The organism is Citrobacter freundii ATCC 8090 = MTCC 1658 = NBRC 12681, assembly GCF_011064845.1.
Taxonomy (GTDB): Bacteria; Pseudomonadota; Gammaproteobacteria; order Enterobacterales; family Enterobacteriaceae; genus Citrobacter; species Citrobacter freundii.
The window spans coordinates 2,453,961-2,472,086 of record NZ_CP049015.1 but is presented as its reverse complement, the minus strand read 5'-3'; the positions used below and the strand labels follow the sequence as shown (position 1 = coordinate 2,472,086).

Sequence of the window (18,126 nt, the reverse complement as noted above, 5' to 3'; positions counted from 1 at the left end):
GGGCCATTGGACAACGCGTCGCCTCGATAGTATCGAACAAATTCCACGTGAAGACGATATTATTGATGTCGGATTTCACCTGGTTGAAGAGAGTCCGCATAAGTTACCTGCATCCCAAAACAATAAGGAACCTGTCATGCCGCACGTTGATATCAAATGTTTTCCTCGCGATTTGAACGAAGAAGAGAAGGCCGCACTGGCGACGGATATTACCGAAGTCATTATTCGTCATTTACAAAGCAAAGAGAGTTCAGTGAGCGTGGCGCTGAATGAAGTTGAGCCGGATGCCTGGCAGGCGGTATGGGATGCGGAAATCGCACCACAGATGACGAGGCTGATTAAAAAACCCGGCTACAGCATGTGAAAGAAAACGGGCGATTATTGCGCCCGTATTATTCAGCCGCTGTTATGCGTTTCCCGCTGGTGACAAACGTTCCGGCGCCAAGATGATGCAGGGTATTGAGTTTATCATCATCAAACTGCCAGCGTCCTTCCACGAAAGCTCGCTCATCAGCGGCAGCCGAGACCACTTCCCCAAACAGGGTGTCATATTTTTCCTGTGCCGCCGTTGCAGGCAGCAGACGACACTCCATCCAGGCCAGACATTTCGCTTCTATTAACGGTAATCCCAGCACCGGACCTTTTACCACCGGAATACCGTAGCAGTTAAATTTATCTTCCACGCGACCGGAAACGCTGCCCACCGCGTAAGTCCAGTTGGTAGCGGCCACGCCCGGAATAACAATACCGAACTTGCCGCTACGCTCAATCAGTTCACGCGACCAGGCGGTCTTATCAACAACAATTGCAATCCGCGGCGGTTCAAATTCTACCGGCATTGACCATGCCGCCGCCATCACATTTCGCCGCTCGGTATGCTCATCCCGGCTGGTGATCAGTATCGTAGGGCCGTGGTTAAGCAGCCGACTGGCATGTTTTAATTCGATTGAACGGAAATGGCTCATGGATGCTCCTGGGCTGAGAGATAACACACCACAATAGATATAGATATTAACGGTATTAGCGATTTTGTCGCCTCGTCTGGAGGAACAACGCACAAAATCGACGGCGTAAAATTAAAAATGCGTTATAAGTACTGCATTAATCGAACAGGAACTCCCTATGACGCCTTTTTTAACCGCTTATTTTGCCCGTATTGGCTGGTCAGATTCGGCCAGCGTCGACATTGAAACTTTAAAAGCGCTGCATTTACTGCACAACGGCGCGATTCCGTTTGAAAACCTGGATGTATTACTGCCAAGAGAGATGCAGCTTGACGATTTGTCGCTGGAAGAGAAGCTGGTGACGGCGCATCGTGGCGGTTATTGCTTTGAACAGAATGGAGTGTTTGAGCGCGCGCTACGCGAAATCGGTTTTAACGTACGCAGCCTTCTCGGTCGTGTGGTACTGGCAAATCCGTCAAGTCTGCCGCCGCGCACGCATCGTCTGTTGCTGGTTGAATTACAGGGAGAGCAGTGGATCGCCGACGTTGGCTTCGGCGGGCAAACGCTGACGGCGCCGATTCGTCTGCAGGCCGACATTGAGCAGCAAACGCCACACGGCGAATATCGTCTGGTTCAGGAGGGGGACGATTGGATCCTGCAGTTCCGCCATCACGATCACTGGCAATCAATGTACCGTTTTGACCTGGTCGTGCAGCACCAGAGCGATTATCTGATGGGCAATTTCTGGTCCGCGCACTGGCCACAATCGCATTTTCGTCATCATTTGCTGATGTGTCGTCATCTTCCGGACGGCGGCAAGCTGACGTTGACCAATTTTCATTTCACCCGTTATCAGGATGGTCGGGCGATAGAGCAGATTAATCTGCCCGATGTCGCCAGCCTGTATGCCTTGCTGCAGGAACAGTTTGGACTGGGCGTGGATGACGCGAAGCATGGGTTTACCGAAGATGAGCTGGCGACGGTCATGGCGGCGTTTGATACGCATCCAGAGGCGGGGAAATAGGGGGGGAGAATAGTGCCGGATGCGGCGTCATCGCCTTATCCGGCAGACCCTAAAGTAAATCCGAATGTATTTGTAAGCGGGTTACTACCTGTTGCTACATATGGCTGGATTGTTGATCAGATTTATGGGGCATTGAAATAAAAATTAATGAGGACTCCTTATCGGAATCCTTTTTTATAAAGCTCGCCCACTAATAATCAAAATTATAAAACTGGTCAAGCCAATTACCCACATTAATACTTCAATTTTAAATCCGATAGTTAATTTTGTGGGCAGCTCTTTAAAAAAAACGTACTCAGGGTTTATTATTTCATTATCATATTCAGTAGATAAAATCATTTTCCAAAAAGGTAACATTACTCTGACATAAGAGAGAAAAAAATAGACTGATTTAAATAATCCTCTATAATTCTAAGTGATATTTTGTTTTTTAATATGAATAAATCATTTATCTTTCTTGCTTGTATTTTATTATATATTCTAAATATAAACAATAAAATATAGGATATAGTCATAGCTACAAGAACCGTCATCTGGATAAGACTTGCATTATTTATTAAAAAGCTTTTCATATATAACTTCTCCATATTCTTTACTATATTCCTCTCCTATATCTTCACCTACGCTTTCCGCAACTTTTGAACCAGCGATACCCGTTGTGACTCCTGTGACAAGACATAATGCTGCACCAACTCCTCCAACTTCCTCAGTTAATATTCCTAATACCCACATACAAGCCCTGCGTCCTGCAATTCCCGCAATAGGGCCAACTAAATTTCCGGCAGCTTGTTTAGTACCAAATTTACTGTATTCAACTATAGCCGTTTTGTAGCATGCGTCTTCCCGACCCTTTGAACATGCTTCATATACGTTCTCTGAGTATCCTGCAAAATCTAGCCCAATACCAATATATCCTATCTTTTTCATTAACTGCATTAGTTTTGCAGATTTCTCAACATATGAAGCATAACCCTCTATGGCACCAACACCTGATTGATCCCATTTGTGAGTGATAGACCGTGTAGACAAACCCAATGCTTTTTTCAATGTTTCATATTGAGGTAATCCTAATTGAGATTTACTAAAACGGTTCAAGATGACATCTAGTTGATTAAACAACATTTTTCTTCGTCCAAAAAATTCCTCGCCTGAGATACGACCATTATTTTGTGAGTAAGCAACTTGATATAATTTCTCAATATCTTTAAGTGTTTTATTTATTTCATTATAATACTCACTACCAATATCCTTAATATATCCCATTACATCACCTGATGTTCCAAGAGCACCACTATGAATTTGAGATGAAAATATATCCACTGATGTTTTATTATCATGTAATAGTTTGGCTTCTTCATTTGATAATGGTTCAAGAGCTTTGTCAATTTTATCTCGTGCTTTTTGCAGAGTCTGAATCTGCTTTTGATCTTGCTTTTCAGGATCAACAACAATCAATATAGAGCCTGGTTTTTTTTCCATTTCTGGATTTAGCTTGCGGTATAACTCTTTTACTCCTGATGGCGGATTGACTATTAACTCACACTCATATTTCTTAGGTGATGTTTGATCTGGTACTACACAAAAACCAGGTTCTACCGTTTGTCTTGCTTCTGGGGGGCGCTGCTGCCGTACAGGTGGTGTATCAGGTATTGAATTACTGGTACTATTTACTGACTGAAAACTGGACAAAAGGTATTCATCATATCTGTATGTTATATTAAAATGCGGTGTAAACCTGCAATGACATTTGCATGAACCTCTGCTGTGTGCGGAACCTGCAAGGAGACATATTATTTCGGTTTCATAATCTGATAAATCTCGCCCCATCCTTGAGTAAATATCAAATAAATGTTTGGGAATCCTTGTTCGAAAACCTGTGCTAAAATTTGAAGTTAAGAATTTATTTTTCTTTTCTCCAGTAATGATTTTTTTCCGTCCAAGTATTATCCCTCCAGCCGTACCAATAAAATCATCGTGTTCAAATCTTTCATCGAAGTCTCTAAGTGAATCATGCGAGCGTCTATGTAAACCGGTTTCCTCTTGCATTTGTCTGAATATTTCTGAAGAAGGTGTTATTTTTCGGCCTTCATGATCAATATCGTTATCAAATGCACTTTTGAAGGTGTCTCTATATAAAATCCTGCTTGCTTCTATATGTGAGTCATTTGGTACGCCACCCTCAATTTGGTATCGTTGACCATCAAAACCACATATATACTCATCCCACTCACATGCTATTTTAACTCCTCTAATACCAGGAAGGTCGGAATTTTCTAAAATATAACCACCACAACTTGTTCTATCTCCCGGAGATAATAAAAATCCTTTCTTAGCATCCCAGAAACTCATATGGCAAATCCTTATTTTAAATATCAAGACTAAAGAAAGTATGATATCAAACTATTTGTAATTTAATTATTGTGACTGCCATCGCAAATTATAAAAAAGCCTGAATCTTTTTTAAAATAATTCAGGCCTTTTATAACCAGTTTAATTGAAATTCATTAGATAAATGCCTCGTAAACTCTTTTTCTTTTCTATGATGAGATTAATCTCATTAAGCCCGTCATTTGACAGTGGAACCTGTAACGCCTTCTCCCATTTTAACGTGGTTTCACGTTTCTCAATAATATAATCATATCTGTCATAATGTTTTTTTCGATGATTTTATTAGCATGTTGATTAACAATGTCTTTTTCATTCTCTGTGAAGTGGAGCGTTCCAGACAAGGTTTTAAATGTTCTCCTTATGTCGCGCATTGAGAATACAGATTCTAAATTCTTTTTCGCAAAAATATTTACTGGCTCTGCCCAATAAGAAGAACTTAAGCCTATGGTCGATTTTAAAGTTCGCTTTAGTTTGTCTGTTTTGATTGTAGGCCTTATCCGGCCTACGGGAACAATTAAAAATCTATCGCCCATTCGGCGTGAAACAGGATCACTGCCGAACCGGTAATGGTCACTTTTTCCGGCAGGTTTTCACGGATAGCCACCGTCACATCAACAATACCGTCACGCCCGAGCGCGCGGCCCTGATGTCCCTGAACACGTAGCGTTTTCCCGTCATGCGGCATCAACCCATGTTGAACCAGCCACGCGCCCATTGGACCGTTGGCATTGCCGGTAACCGGATCTTCCACAATACCAATAGCAGGCGAGAACATGCGGCCATCGGTGGCGTTTTCGCCCTTGCGAATTTGAAAAGGGAAGAAACCGTTACAGCCAATTTGCTGGCTGATAGCGGTCAGGGCAGGCAAATCCGGGGAAAGGGCGTCGAGGTCCACCTCAGGCTTCAGCGCAATCATTACTTTAGAGTGTCCGGTGGTGGCTACCTGAATGGGTAATCCGGGCAGCATATCGTCTTCGCTCAGGTGCAGTGCATCGATTATCGCGGCACGTACAGCACCTTCCAGCGGAGCTTCGAATCCAGGTACGCCTTGTTCAAGGCTAATGCGATAGTCATTGTCACTCGCTTCAATATCGACCCGATGACGACCGGCGAGCGAGGTTTGCCAGACGGTGCTGTTGCCCAGACCCAGCACCTTGGCGCGCACATAATGTGCGGCGACGGTAGCGTGTCCACAGATAGGAACTTCGACCGTCGGCGTGAAATAACGAATGCGAACATCGCTGTCGTCACTGGTCAGCAGGAATGCGGTTTCCGAATGACGCAGCTCGCGAGCAATAAGTTGCATCTGTGCTTCGCTCAATCCGTCAGCATGCAACACCACTCCCGCTGAATTGCCGCGAAAGGGTACTGAAGTAAAGGCATCGACGTGATAAACCTGTGGTTTCATTAGCGTTCTCCCTGGGATGGAGAAGCATCATAACGTACAAAAAGCGGGATAGCGATCCAGGCCCGGTAAGCGCTAGCGCTACCGGGCAGCAGAGGAAATTAGCGACGCGAACGCACTATCTGATAACGGCGGGTAAAGTACTCAAACGGCGCACTCCACACGTGGACCAGTCGGGTGAACGGGAACAGCAGAAAAATGGTCATCCCCAGAACCAGATGCACACGGAAAATCCACGCCACGCCATCCAGATGCGCAGACGCACCGCCCTGGAAGGTCACCACCGACTGCGCCCAACCGACCAGTTTTAGCATTTCACTGCCGTCAGGGTGCTGTGCAGAGAACGGGATAGTGGTTAAACCGAGAATACATTGAATCAGCAGAACGCAGAGGATCAGAATATCGGCGGTCGAGGAGGTTGCGCGAATGCGCGGGTTAGTCAACCGGCGCACCAGCAGGCCAGCGCCACCCACCAGTGTGAGCACGCCACAAAGTCCGCCGGCAATCATCGCCATCTGCTGCTTTACCGCAATCGGCAGGAACCAGGCATACATCCAGTGCGGCGTTAACATGCCAAACAGGTGCCCGAAAAAGATCCCCAGAATACCGATGTGGAACAGGTTTGACCACAACACCATGCCGCGTTTGTCCAGCATCTGGCTGGAAGACGCGCGCCAGGTGTATTGCCCGTAGTCGTAGCGGAGCCAATTGCCGAGGATAAACACCGTACCGCACAGGTACGGATAGATATCGTAAAAAAAGACGTTCAGGTACTGTATCATTTCGGGCCTCCCGCGCTGACGTCGACATACTGAGGTGCCACGTCCTGGCTAAAGCGTCGTTGATAGTTTTGTAACGGTGAACTGTCACAGGCGGTGGCATTATCTTCGATAAACTTCACCTGTTCCTCTTCCCAGACTGCATCCAGCGCCTGTCGGGTATCGTCGCGCGTTTCCGCGCCAACCTGCTTAGTGACACTGTCACTCGAAAGAGGACTTCCGGCAAGCTGCAACAGGGCATCAAACAGTTGATACCACGGCGTATCGCGCTGTTTTAAGCGCCCGCCAAGCAACGCCAGAATCGGTGCGACGTTCTGCAGTCCTTCTTTGGCCTCCGCTTCCGGTAACACGCTTAAGTACTCAAGATATAAAGGCAGGTGATCCGGCAGTTCGCGACAGTTTAGCTGCAGCCCGACCTTTTCATACTGCGCTAACAGATCGACCATTGCCTGACCACGGTCACGGGACTCGGCGTGCACATGCTCAAACAGCAGCAGAGAGGTGGCCCGACCCCGGTCAAAGATTTCGCACCATTCGGCTTGTTTATCCAGTAACGGCGCATTGAGCAGCTCCTGGCTAAAATCACTAAGCATGGGGGCATCGCTGGCCACAAGCGCCAGCGCGTCGTCTTTACACTCCCATAGCAGCTCGTCGGGGTACTCCATCAGCAGGCCGATAACCTTCAGGATTTGCATTATTCACCCTCCGCTTTATCGCGCACTTCGGTGATGTCGATGGCATCAATACGGCTGCTGTTGAACAGGTTGAATTTGGTGTCGGAACCATGACAACCGTCGCCGAAGGTAAATCCGCAGCCGTTTTTCTCCGGGAAGGCATCACGCGCCATTTCGCGGTGACTGGTCGGGATCACAAAGCGGTCTTCATAGTTGGCGATGGCCAGATAACGATACATCTCCTCGACCTGCTCAACGCTCAGACCCACTTCCTCAATCGCGCGGGTGTCCGTGACGCCTTCTACGGTTTGCGCACGCATATAGTGGCGCATGGCCATCATCCGTTTGAGCGCCCTCAGCACCGGACCGGTATCACCCGCACTGAGCATATTGGCGAGGTACTGAACCGGAATTCGCAGCGACTCAACCGCAGGCAAAATGTTGCCATTGTGCGGCAGTCCGCCCGCGTCGGCGACCGACTGTATCGGTGACAATGGCGGCACATACCAGACCATCGGCAGGGTGCGATACTCCGGGTGCAGCGGTAGCGCCAGCTTCCAGTCCATCGCCATTTTGTAAACCGGCGAGCGCTGAGCTGCTTCGATGACGTTGTGTGGAATACCTTGTTTTAGCGCCTCTTCAATCACCGCTGGATCGTTCGGGTTGAGGAACACATCGCACTGACGCTCGTAGAGATCGGTTTCATGCTCGGTGCTCGCTGCTTCCTCGATACGGTCGGCGTCGTACAGCAATACCCCGAGATAACGGATACGCCCAACGCAGGTTTCTGAACACACCGTCGGCTGGCCGGACTCAATACGCGGGTAGCAGAAAATGCACTTCTCTGACTTACCGCTCTTCCAGTTAAAGTAGATTTTTTTGTACGGACAGCCGCTGATGCACAAGCGCCAACCGCGACATTTGTCCTGGTCGATCAGCACAATGCCGTCTTCTTCACGCTTATAGATAGCACCGCTCGGGCAGGTGGCGACACAGCTTGGGTTCAGACAGTGCTCGCACAGGCGCGGTAAATACATCATGAAGGTGTTTTCGAACTGACCGTACATCTCCTTTTGCATCTTCTCGAAGTTACGGTCGCGGGCACGTTTTGAAAATTCGCCACCAAGCAGTTCTTCCCAGTTTGGACCCCAGATAATCTTGTCCATCCGTTTACCATCTATCAGCGAACGCGGACGCGCGGTGGGCTGATTCTTGCTCTCCGGCGCGCTATGCAGATGCTGATAATCGTAGGTAAACGGTTCATAGTAATCATCGATTTGCGGGATCACCGGGTTGGCGAAAATTTTGGTGATCACGCCCATCTTACCGCCCAGACGCGGTCTTATCTTGCCGTTGACATCGCGAACCCAGCCGCCTTGCCACTCTTCCTGATCTTCCCAGTTTTTCGGATAACCAATCCCCGGTTTAGTCTCGACGTTGTTAAACCACGCATATTCCATCCCTTCACGCCCGGTCCAGACGTTTTTACAGGTGACGGAGCAGGTGTGGCAGCCGATGCACTTATCCAGATTAAGGACCATGCCTACCTGTGAGCGTATTTTCATTTTTTCGCCTCCTGTACCTGATCGCGACCTTCATCATCCAGCCAGTTAATGTTTTTCATTTTTCTAATCATGATGAACTCATCGCGGTTAGAGCCGACCGTCCCGTAATAGTTGAAGCTGTATGCCAGTTGCGCATAGCCGCCGATCATGTGCGTGGGTTTCGGGCAGACGCGGGTGACCGAGTTATGGATCCCGCCACGCATCCCGGTGACTTCCGAGCCTGGGATATTCATGATTCGCTCCTGAGCGTGATACATCATGGTCATTCCCGGCGGCACGCGTTGACTCACCACTGCACGCGCGGTGAGCGCACCGTTGGCGTTGAAGGCTTCAATCCAGTCGTTATCCTCAATGCCCAGCTCTTTGGCATCGGTCTCGCTGATCCAGACAATGGGGCCGCCGCGCGAAAGCGTCAGCATCAGTAGGTTTTCGCTGTAGGTGGAGTGGATCCCCCATTTCTGGTGCGGCGTCAGGAAGTTGAGGGCTTTTTCCGGGAAGCCGTTAGGCGGAACCTCGCGCATTTCACTGACGCTGCGGGTATCGATAGGCGGACGATACGCCACCAGGCTTTCACCGAAGGCTCGCATCCACGCGTGATCCTGGTACAGCTGCTGGCGACCGGACAGGGTACGCCATGGGATCAACTCGTGGACGTTGGTATAGCCTGCGTTATAGGAGACATGTTCGCTTTCAAGGCCGGACCAGGTAGGACTGGAGATGATTTTGCGCGGCTGCGCCTGGATATCGCGAAAACGAATCTTTTCGTCTTCTTTGTTCAACGCCAGATGCGTATGGTCGCGTCCGGTCATCGCCCCCAGCGCTTCCCAGGCTTTCACCGCCACCTGACCGTTGGTTTCCGGCGCCAGGGCGAGGATCACCTCAGAGGCATCCAGCGCGGTATCAATCAGCGGTCGGCCTTTTGCCGGGCCTTCGCGTTTGGTGTAGTTCAGCTTGCCGAGGAAATCGACTTCCGCCTGGGTATTCCACGCAATGCCTTTCCCACCGTTACCAAGCTTGTCCATGAGCGGACCGAGTGAAGTAAAGCGTTCGTAGGTAGCGGGGTAGTCACGTTCCACAACGGCGATATTCGGTGCCGTTTTCCCCGGGAGGAGATCGCATTCGCCTTTGCGCCAGTCCAAAATGTCAAACGGCTGCGCCAGCTCTGCCGGAGAGTCGTGTTGCAGTGGTTGCAACACCACATCCGTTTCTTGTCCAAGGTGTCCGACACATACCTCAGAGAACACTTTGGCGATGCCTTTATAAATTTCCCAGTCACTCTTCGATTCCCATGCCGGGTCGACCGCCGCGGACAACGGGTGAATAAACGGATGCATATCCGAGGTGTTCATATCGTCTTTTTCATACCAGGTAGCGGTTGGCAAAACGATATCGGAGAACAAACAGGTGCTGGACATACGGAAATCGAGCGTGACCAGCAGATCGAGCTTGCCCTCTATCGCCGCGGACTGCCATTCAACCTCTTCAGGTTTAATACCCTCACTTGAACCGAGCGCTTCCCCCTGGATCCCGCTTTCGGTACCCAGTAAATACTTGAGCATGTATTCATGCCCTTTACCTGAGGAACCGAGCAGGTTAGAGCGCCAGACGAAGAGGTTGCGTGGGTGGTTTTTGCCGCTATCCGGCTGCTCGCAGGCAAAACGAATATCACCCGACTTCAGCGCTTGGGCAGTGTATTGCGCAGGAGATAACCCAGCCTGTTCTGCCTTCGCTTTGACGGTCAATGGGTTAAGGTTAAGCTGCGGCGCAGAGGGCAGCCAGCCCATTCGTTCAGCTCGTACGTTAAAGTCAATCAAATGTCCGCTAAACTTCGACGCATCGGCCAGCGGAGAGAGGAGCTCTTGCGCGGTGAGTTTTTCATAACGCCACTGACTGGAGTGGTTGTAGAAAAACGAGGTGCTGTTCATCTGACGCGGTGGGCGGTTCCAGTCCAGCGCAAAGGCCAGCGGCAACCAACCGGTTTGCGGACGCAGTTTCTCCTGACCCACATAGTGCGCCCAGCCGCCGCCGCTTTGTCCCACGCAACCACAGAATACCAGGATGTTAATCATCCCGCGGTAGTTCATGTCCATGTGATACCAGTGGTTAACGCCAGCCCCGAGGATGATCATCGAACGGCCATGCGTTTTGTGCGCGGTATCGGCAAACTCACGGGCGATTTGTTCGATATGACGGCGTGGCACGCCGGTAATTTGCTCACCCCAGGCCGGGGTGTAGGCTTTTACTTCGCTGTAATCTTGTGCGCTATGAACATCATCCAGACCACGGTCGAGGCCGTAATTCGCCAGCACTAGATCATAGACGCTCACCACCGGGCAACGGCTACCGTCAGCGAGGGTGAGATGTTTTACCGGTAGTCGACGGATCAGCACCGGTTCTTGTTTTACACTGCGAAAATGTGGGTTTTCGTTGCCGCCAAAATAGGGGAATGCCACGCCGGTCACGTCATCATGCTGGCCAAGCAGCGAGAGGGAAAGCTCTGTTTCAGCACCAGCCGCCAGGGGTTCCAGGTTCCATTTGCCTTTCTCGCCCCAGCGAAAACCGATAGATCCGTTCGGGACAACCAGTTCGCCCTCGCGGTTGAAAGCCACCGTTTTCCACTCTGGATTGTTGCTTTCACCCAGACCATCGACAAGGTCTGAGGCGCGCATCATGCGCCCAGGCACGTAGCTGCCATCTTCGCGGGCATCCAGCAGCACCAGCATCGGCATATCGGTATAGCGACGACAGTAATTGAGGAAATAATCGCTGGGATTGTCGAGATGGAACTCTTTCAGGATGACGTGGCCCATCGCCATTGCCAGCGCGCTGTCTGTCCCTTGTTTCGGTGCCAGCCACTGGTCGCACAGTTTGGCGACTTCCGAGTAGTCTGGCGTAATGGCAATTGTCTTGGTGCCTTTGTAGCGAACTTCAGTAAAAAAGTGCGCGTCCGGGGTACGGGTCTGCGGCACGTTAGAGCCCCAGGCGATGATATAGCTGGAGTTATACCAGTCGGCGGATTCAGGAACGTCGGTCTGCTCGCCCCAGGTCATCGGTGACGCGGGCGGTAAGTCGCAGTACCAGTCATAGAAGCTCAGACAGGTTCCGCCCAGTAGCGAGAGATAGCGCGTACCTGCGGCATAGGAGACCATCGACATTGCGGGGATGGGAGAGAATCCGGCCACACGATCAGGGCCGTAGGTTTTCACCGTCCAGACGTTGGCAGCAGCAATCAGTTGATTAAGTTCTTTCCAGTTGGAACGGATAAACCCACCGCGCCCGCGTACCTGCTTGTAGCTCTGGCATTTTTGCGGGTCGTTCATAATGGATTCCCAGGCCAGCACCGGATCGGGCTGGCGGGACAGGGCGTCGCGCCACAATTCGATTAAGCGTTTACGCACCAGTGGATATTTCAGGCGGTTAGCGCTGTAGAGATACCACGAGTAACTTGCGCCGCGTGGGCAGCCACGGGGCTCATGATTTGGCAGGTCAGGGCGGGTACGCGGGTAGTCGGTTTGCTGAGTTTCCCAGGTTACCAGCCCGTTTTTGACGTAGATTTTCCAGCTGCATGAGCCGGTACAGTTAACGCCGTGGGTAGATCGCACAATTTTATCGAACTGCCAGCGCTGACGATAGCTGTCTTCCCAGTCCCGGTTGGTGTGCATTACTTGCCCATGCCCCTCGGCAAACGTATCGCCCTTTTGTTTAAAGTAGCGAAAGCGGTCTAACAGTTTACTCATGACATAACTCCTGCTTCGAATAACGTTGCCTACACAGGCCAAAAGATGACTATTTTTTTTGTGATTTACGGCCGTAAACCAGCCAGGTCACCAGCACGCAGACGATGTAGAACACAAGGAATATTTTCATGGCGCCTACCGGAGATCCGGTCAGCGCCAGCGATGAACCAAACGCTTTCGGGATGAAGAAGCCCCCGACAGCGCCAATTGCGGAGATAAATCCCAGGGCGGCGGCGGTATCGGTTACCGCCTCACGCTGGGCCTGTTCTTCAGTACCACCGTGCAGCTTCACCCGGTAAATGGTGATTTTGCGAAAGATCACCGCAATCATCTGGAAGGTCGAACCGCTTCCCAGACCCGCGGTCAGGAACAAGCCCATAAACACCAGGTAAAACGCGATAAAGCTTCCTTCGCCCGAGCCGGGCAAAGTGAGAAACAGCAGGGCGCTGAACAGTGCCATAAAGATGAAGTTAATTAAGGTGACACGCACACCACCAAACTTGTCAGAGATAACGCCGCCCGCCGATCGCGCAAGCGCACCGATGAAGGGCCCAAAGAACGCCAGTTGCAGAATATTCACGTCAGGGAACTGTGTTTTCGCCAGCATGGCAAAGCCTGCTGAAAAACCGATAAACGAACCGAAGGTGGCGAGATACAGCAGACTTAATAACCACAAATGAAAACGCTTGAGGACCGGTAGTTGGGAGGCAATTGAGGCCTTCGAACTGGCAATGTCGTTCATTCCTATGCCCGCTGCCACGGTCGCTATCAGCAGTAACGGCACCCAAATCCATGCGGCATTGGCCAGTGACAGTAACGATCCATCAGCTTGTGGTACGCCCTGCACGCCCAGGAAGGTAAAAATGGGGAGAAAGATCACCAGCGGCGCGATCAACTGCATCACGCTGACACCGAGGTTGCCGAGGCCACCGTTAATGCCTAGTGCGCTACCTTGCTTCGCTTTGGGGAAGAAAAAACTGATATTGCCCATGCTGGAGGCAAAGTTAGCGCCAGCAAACCCACACATCAGCGCAATGATAATAAATACGCCAAACGGAGTAGCCGTATTTTGCACGGCAAAACCGAGCCAGACGCAGGGAATAACCAGAATGACGGTGCTAAAAATGGTCCAGCGTCGCCCCCCAAATATAGGTACCATAAAGGAGTAGGGAACGCGCAATATTGCACCAGAAAGAGAAGGTAATGCCGTTAATAAAAACAGTTGATCGGTGGTAAAATTAAAACCAATTTTATTCAGATTGACAGCAACAGCGCTGAACAACATCCAGACGCAAAACGCAAGCAGCAAGCAACTCACTGATATCCAGAGGTTTCTTCGGGCAATGTGCTTACCTTTGTTTTCCCAAAAGGCAGGATTTTCGGGTTTCCAGTCAGTTAAAAGATAACGATTATTTTTCTCATTTGATGCTGACATATTATTCTCCATGCACATGCCGTTCATGAAAAAGAAATAAACGCATACAGCGCCGCGCGAGTTCTTTTAGAAACTATTGAAAAGTTTTGGGAATATTGACTGAAAGAATAGATAAAAAAGCGCAATAACGCGGCGTGATGAGGGAATTACACGTTGCTTAAGTGTTACCAATTGTAAATATAAAAGATGTATTATTAATTCATCTATAACATCAATTAACTAACTCTAACGTAATCATACTATCCAGGTGGCGTTCGAATGCAGGATCGGCCATTTCCTCAATGCCTAATACATAGATGCCATCCAGACCGCATACCAACGCAATTAAACGCCAGGCCACATCGGCAGCATCCGGGCGTGAAGAAAACTCACCGGCTTTCTGTCCCTGAGAGATGATAGCGGCGGTTTCTTCGTGCCACATCCGCATGGTCATCAGGTAAGCGCTTTTGATTTCCGGATCTTTATCCGCCAGAACCTGCGCTTCACGCCATAGTTTTATATAGGGTTCGAACCCGCCATCTTCGCTGCCCAGCATGGCATGCAGCCGTTCACGGAAGCTGGCGTTTGCGCTGACCAGTTCGGCATCCAGAAGAGTACGGATCAGTTGCACAAAAGCGAGGGATTTTAACTCGCCGGCAGACGTAAAGTGATGATGCACCTGGCCGGTTGACACCTGAGCTTCCGTGGCAATACGCCGCACCGTCATGGCGGTAAATCCTTCCTCAAGCGCGACGCGCATTGCCGCCTGCAGAATCACTTCCCGACGTTCATCCCGATTTAGATAGCTCATCGTTCCTCCCATATCCGTTTAGCACGCAGTCTAACAAAAAGTTGGACATACGTTCAAATTTCCGTAGGATCGCCGAACCTGGACGTGTGTCCAGTTTCAGTTTTGAAGGGAGTTTTATGTTTCGTCAGTGGTTAACGTTAGTGATTATTGTGCTGGTCTACATCCCTGTTGCGATTGATGCAACGGTGCTGCACGTTGCCGCGCCCACGCTGAGTATGACGCTGGGTGCCAGTGGCAACGAGCTGCTGTGGATCATTGATATTTATTCCCTGGTAATGGCAGGTATGGTATTGCCAATGGGCGCGCTGGGCGATCGCATCGGCTTTAAACGCCTGCTGCTGTTAGGTGGAGGCTTGTTTGGTCTGGCATCACTGGCGGCCGCTTTTGCTCATAGCGCCAGCTGGCTGATTGTCACCCGGGCCGTGTTGGCGATTGGCGCGGCGATGATTGTGCCGGCAACGCTTGCGGGGATTCGCGCCACGTTCGCTGAGCAACGGCATCGTAATATGGCGCTCGGCGTCTGGGCCGCGGTTGGTTCCGGCGGTGCGGCGTTTGGCCCACTGGTTGGCGGGATGCTACTGGAGCACTTCTACTGGGGATCAGTATTCTTAATTAATGTACCGATTGTCCTGGTGGTAATGGCCTTAACCGCACGCTTAGTGCCGCGTCAGGCTGGACGTCGCGATCAATCGTTAAATTTTGGTCATGCGATAATGCTGATTGTTGCCATTCTGCTGCTGGTTTACAGCGCCAAAACCGCGCTGAAAGGGCATACGGCGACCGTTGCCATCGCCCTGACGCTGTTAACCGGCGCTTTGCTGTTGTGGCAGTTTGTCCGCATCCAGCTTGCGGCAGCCCGCCCGATGATTGATATGCGGTTGTTCACACATCGCATAATCTTAAGTGGCGTAGTGATGGCGATGACCGCGATGATAACGCTGGTGGGTTTCGAGTTACTGATGGCTCAGGAGCTACAGTTTGTCCACGGCTTAACACCGTATCAGGCAGGGTTGTTCATGCTGCCGGTGATGCTGGCAAGTGGTTTCAGCGGACCGATTGCCGGTATGTTGGTTTCACGTCTGGGATTACGATGTGTGGCGACGGCGGGTATGGCGCTGAGCGCTGTTAGCTTTTACGGCCTGGCGATGACGGATTTCAGTAGCCAACAGGTACAAGCCTGGATTTTGATGGCTTTGCTCGGCTTCAGCGCCGCCAGTGCGCTTCTGGCTTCAACAGCGGCTATCATGGCAGCAGCACCTGCGGAAAAAGCCGCGGCCGCGGGTGCCATCGAGACAATGGCTTATGAACTGGGAGCCGGACTTGGGATAGCTATCTTTGGTTTGCTGTTGAGCCGTAGCTTTTCTGCATCGATTCTGCCGCCAGCCGGACTTAATCCGCAGGAAATGGAACGTGCCTCATCGTCAATGGGGGAGGCGGTACAACTGGCGCACTCGCTCCCGTCGTCACTGAGTGAGGCATTGCTGACGGCTGCCAGAGAAGCGTTCACCTGGTCACATAGCGTGGCCTTAAGCAGCGCCGGCAGCATGCTTATCGTATTAGCGATAGGAATGTGGTTCAGTCTGGCAAAGGTACAACGTTAATAACTAGTGAGCTAAATGACAGGGGTAATCCATCTCTTCGACTTCTTTCCCACTCAGTCGAGCGTATTGCCCCGTCAATCTCCAGAACGCAGGCTGTGTTTCCGTATAGATTTCTGCTGCTAATATCAGGCGGCGGCGATCTACCTCATTAAGCTCCAGAAGTGTCCACGGAATAAAGTAGCGATCGCTGTCCGTCAACGTAAACCACAGTGGGCATCCGCAGCCGGAACAGAAGAACCGTTCACCACGATTTGAGGAAGGAAAGTGCGAAGGTTCTACCGATTCTGGTGACATCAGCGGGTGAGCGCTGGCTTCCAGATACATGGCGATGCCGCCAGACCATTTCTGACACAGCGTACAATGGCAGGCATAGACATCCAGCATTTCGACGTCGACGGTAAAATGACTCTGTCCGCAAAGACAACGACCAGTGAATGTCTGCACGGCATACTCCTTATGACCGAGTCTACATCAAGAGAAAAAGCCAGCCCTTGAAGGACTGGCTTTGTATTCTGACTACAACAAAATTAGAACTGGTAGTTCAGACCAACAGCCACGATGTTGTCAGTTGACACTTTCGCTGCATTGGTGAAGTTGTTGTCATCCAGCAGGTTGATTTTGTAATCAACGAAGGTGGACATGTTTTTGTTGAAGTAGTAAGTAGCACCCAGGTCTACGTATTCAACCAGATCCTGGTCGCCGTAACCGTTGATGTCTTTACCTTTGGATTTCAGGTAAGCAACGGACGGACGCAGACCGAAGTCGAACTGGTACTGAGCAACTACTTCAAAGTTCTGTGCTTTATCTGCAATACCAGTAACACCGGAGCCACCATAGGTGGTCATGTTGCGGGTTTCAGAGTAGGTGGTTGCCAGGTAGATGTTGTTCGCATCATATTTCAGACCAGCGGCCCATACTTCAGCGTTTTTACCGGAAGCCATGAAACCGCCGTTACCGACAGACTGTTTGTCGGTACGGTCAGATTTCGCATAGGTAGCACCTACGCCAAAGCCTTCATACTCATAAGTGGTAGACAGACCGAAGCCGTCACCGTTAGCTTCTTTCAGGTTGTCACGGTCATTTTTGCCCTGGTACTGAGCAGCAAAGTTCAGACCTTCAACCAGACCGAAGAAGTCGGTGTTACGGTAGGTTGCAACGCCGGTAGTACGGCCAGTCATGAATACGTCAGTCTGGGTCCAGGTATCACCACCGAACTCAGGCAGGACGTCGGTCCATGCGCCGATGTCGTAGGCCACGCCGTAGTTACGACCGTAGTCGAAAGAACCGTATTCAGCGAATTTCAGACCAGCGAATGCCAGACGAGTTTTGTCTGCTTCAGAGCCCTGGGATTCAGAACGGTTGCCTTTGAATTCATATTCCCACTGACCAAAACCAACCAGCTGGTCATTGATCTGAGTTTCACCTTTGAAGCCCAGACGCGCGTAGGTTTTGTCGCCATCGCTGCCGTTGTCGTCAGAGAAGTAGTGCTGAGCGTGAACTTTTCCGTAGATATCCAGTTTGTTTGCGTCTTTGTTATATACCTCAGCTGCGTTTACCGCACCTGCCGCCAACAGGCTAGTCACTGCCACTGCAACTAATTTAAGTTTCATTCTAAATAATCCTTATAATTTTTTCTTGGTGTGTTTCCTAAACCATTGCTAAACGAAGGGGTTCGTCAATGGCAAACTATTTTTAAATGACGCAGTGGTATAAGTTCAATAATAAGTTTCATAATATTGCGAAATATTTGAAGTTGTGTGATCCAGATCTACATAATATGGTTG

The 18,126-nt window shown here is 50.3% G+C and carries 14 protein-coding genes and 1 pseudogene; 4 read left to right on the top strand and 11 right to left on the bottom strand.

Annotated features, from left to right (window positions below; genetic code table 11):
- Positions 1 to 136 precede the first annotated feature (136 nt).
- Positions 137 to 364, top strand: coding sequence for a tautomerase PptA (pptA, locus tag G4551_RS11855; RefSeq protein ID WP_003836197.1), 228 nt, complete (start codon positions 137 to 139; stop codon positions 362 to 364).
- Between the two features lie 28 nt (positions 365 to 392).
- Here the strand turns inward: pptA and G4551_RS11850 are convergent, their stop codons facing one another.
- A complete protein-coding gene (locus G4551_RS11850) occupies positions 393 to 965 on the bottom strand; it encodes a flavin reductase family protein (protein ID WP_003020117.1) in 573 nt (190 codons plus the stop codon).
- Between the two features lie 157 nt (positions 966 to 1,122).
- On the opposite strand from G4551_RS11850, the gene nhoA reads away from it, so the two are divergent.
- Positions 1,123 to 1,968 carry an N-hydroxyarylamine O-acetyltransferase gene (gene nhoA / locus G4551_RS11845; RefSeq protein WP_003836200.1) on the top strand — a complete coding sequence of 282 codons (846 nt, stop codon included), beginning with the start codon at positions 1,123 to 1,125 and terminating at the stop codon, positions 1,966 to 1,968.
- Positions 1,969 to 2,010: 42 nt separating this feature from the next.
- Positions 2,011 to 2,109 (top strand): annotated as a pseudogene (locus G4551_RS23850) (hypothetical protein); the annotation flags it as partial.
- A gap of 408 nt (positions 2,110 to 2,517) precedes the next feature.
- Here G4551_RS23850 and G4551_RS11840 read toward each other — a convergent pair.
- The 8 genes from G4551_RS11840 to G4551_RS11805 all read right to left on the bottom strand — a co-directional run bounded on the left by G4551_RS11840 (position 2,518) and on the right by G4551_RS11805 (position 14,741).
- The gene (locus tag G4551_RS11840; RefSeq protein ID WP_100225765.1) at positions 2,518 to 4,317 is read right to left on the bottom strand and encodes a PAAR domain-containing protein; all 1,800 of its coding nucleotides are present in this window, start codon (positions 4,315 to 4,317) and stop codon (positions 2,518 to 2,520) included.
- 553 nt (positions 4,318 to 4,870) lie between these two features.
- Positions 4,871 to 5,764 (bottom strand): PhzF family isomerase, encoded by an 894-nt coding sequence (locus G4551_RS11835; RefSeq protein WP_003836206.1) that lies wholly within the window; start codon positions 5,762 to 5,764, stop codon positions 4,871 to 4,873.
- A gap of 98 nt (positions 5,765 to 5,862) precedes the next feature.
- Complete coding sequence (gene narI, locus G4551_RS11830) at positions 5,863 to 6,543, bottom strand: respiratory nitrate reductase subunit gamma (RefSeq protein WP_003836208.1); 681 nt, start codon at positions 6,541 to 6,543, stop codon at positions 5,863 to 5,865.
- Positions 6,540 to 7,235: a nitrate reductase molybdenum cofactor assembly chaperone gene (narW, locus tag G4551_RS11825; RefSeq protein WP_003836210.1), complete on the bottom strand. Its 696-nt coding sequence runs from the start codon at positions 7,233 to 7,235 to the stop codon at positions 6,540 to 6,542. The genes narI and narW overlap by 4 nt, the downstream gene beginning before the upstream one ends.
- Positions 7,235 to 8,779 (bottom strand): nitrate reductase subunit beta, encoded by a 1,545-nt coding sequence (gene narH / locus G4551_RS11820; RefSeq protein ID WP_003020103.1) that lies wholly within the window; start codon positions 8,777 to 8,779, stop codon positions 7,235 to 7,237. The genes narW and narH overlap by 1 nt, the downstream gene beginning before the upstream one ends.
- Complete coding sequence (locus G4551_RS11815) at positions 8,776 to 12,516, bottom strand: nitrate reductase subunit alpha (RefSeq protein ID WP_003836213.1); 3,741 nt, start codon at positions 12,514 to 12,516, stop codon at positions 8,776 to 8,778. The genes narH and G4551_RS11815 overlap by 4 nt, the downstream gene beginning before the upstream one ends.
- Positions 12,517 to 12,565: 49 nt before the next feature.
- The gene (locus G4551_RS11810; protein WP_003020098.1) at positions 12,566 to 13,951 is read right to left on the bottom strand and encodes a NarK family nitrate/nitrite MFS transporter; all 1,386 of its coding nucleotides are present in this window, start codon (positions 13,949 to 13,951) and stop codon (positions 12,566 to 12,568) included.
- 211 nt (positions 13,952 to 14,162) lie between these two features.
- Positions 14,163 to 14,741: a TetR family transcriptional regulator gene (locus G4551_RS11805; RefSeq protein WP_003836216.1), complete on the bottom strand. Its 579-nt coding sequence runs from the start codon at positions 14,739 to 14,741 to the stop codon at positions 14,163 to 14,165.
- 116 nt (positions 14,742 to 14,857) lie between these two features.
- Between G4551_RS11805 and G4551_RS11800 the strand changes: the two genes are divergently transcribed.
- Positions 14,858 to 16,342: an MFS transporter gene (locus G4551_RS11800; RefSeq protein WP_003836218.1), complete on the top strand. Its 1,485-nt coding sequence runs from the start codon at positions 14,858 to 14,860 to the stop codon at positions 16,340 to 16,342.
- A 3-nt stretch (positions 16,343 to 16,345) separates the two neighbouring features.
- Here the strand turns inward: G4551_RS11800 and G4551_RS11795 are convergent, their stop codons facing one another.
- Both G4551_RS11795 and ompD read right to left on the bottom strand, forming a co-directional pair.
- Positions 16,346 to 16,726: a GFA family protein gene (locus tag G4551_RS11795; RefSeq protein WP_085951544.1), complete on the bottom strand. Its 381-nt coding sequence runs from the start codon at positions 16,724 to 16,726 to the stop codon at positions 16,346 to 16,348.
- A gap of 143 nt (positions 16,727 to 16,869) precedes the next feature.
- Positions 16,870 to 17,952, bottom strand: coding sequence for a porin OmpD (gene ompD, locus G4551_RS11790; protein WP_003836220.1), 1,083 nt, complete (start codon positions 17,950 to 17,952; stop codon positions 16,870 to 16,872).
- Between the last annotated feature and the right edge of the window lie 174 nt (positions 17,953 to 18,126).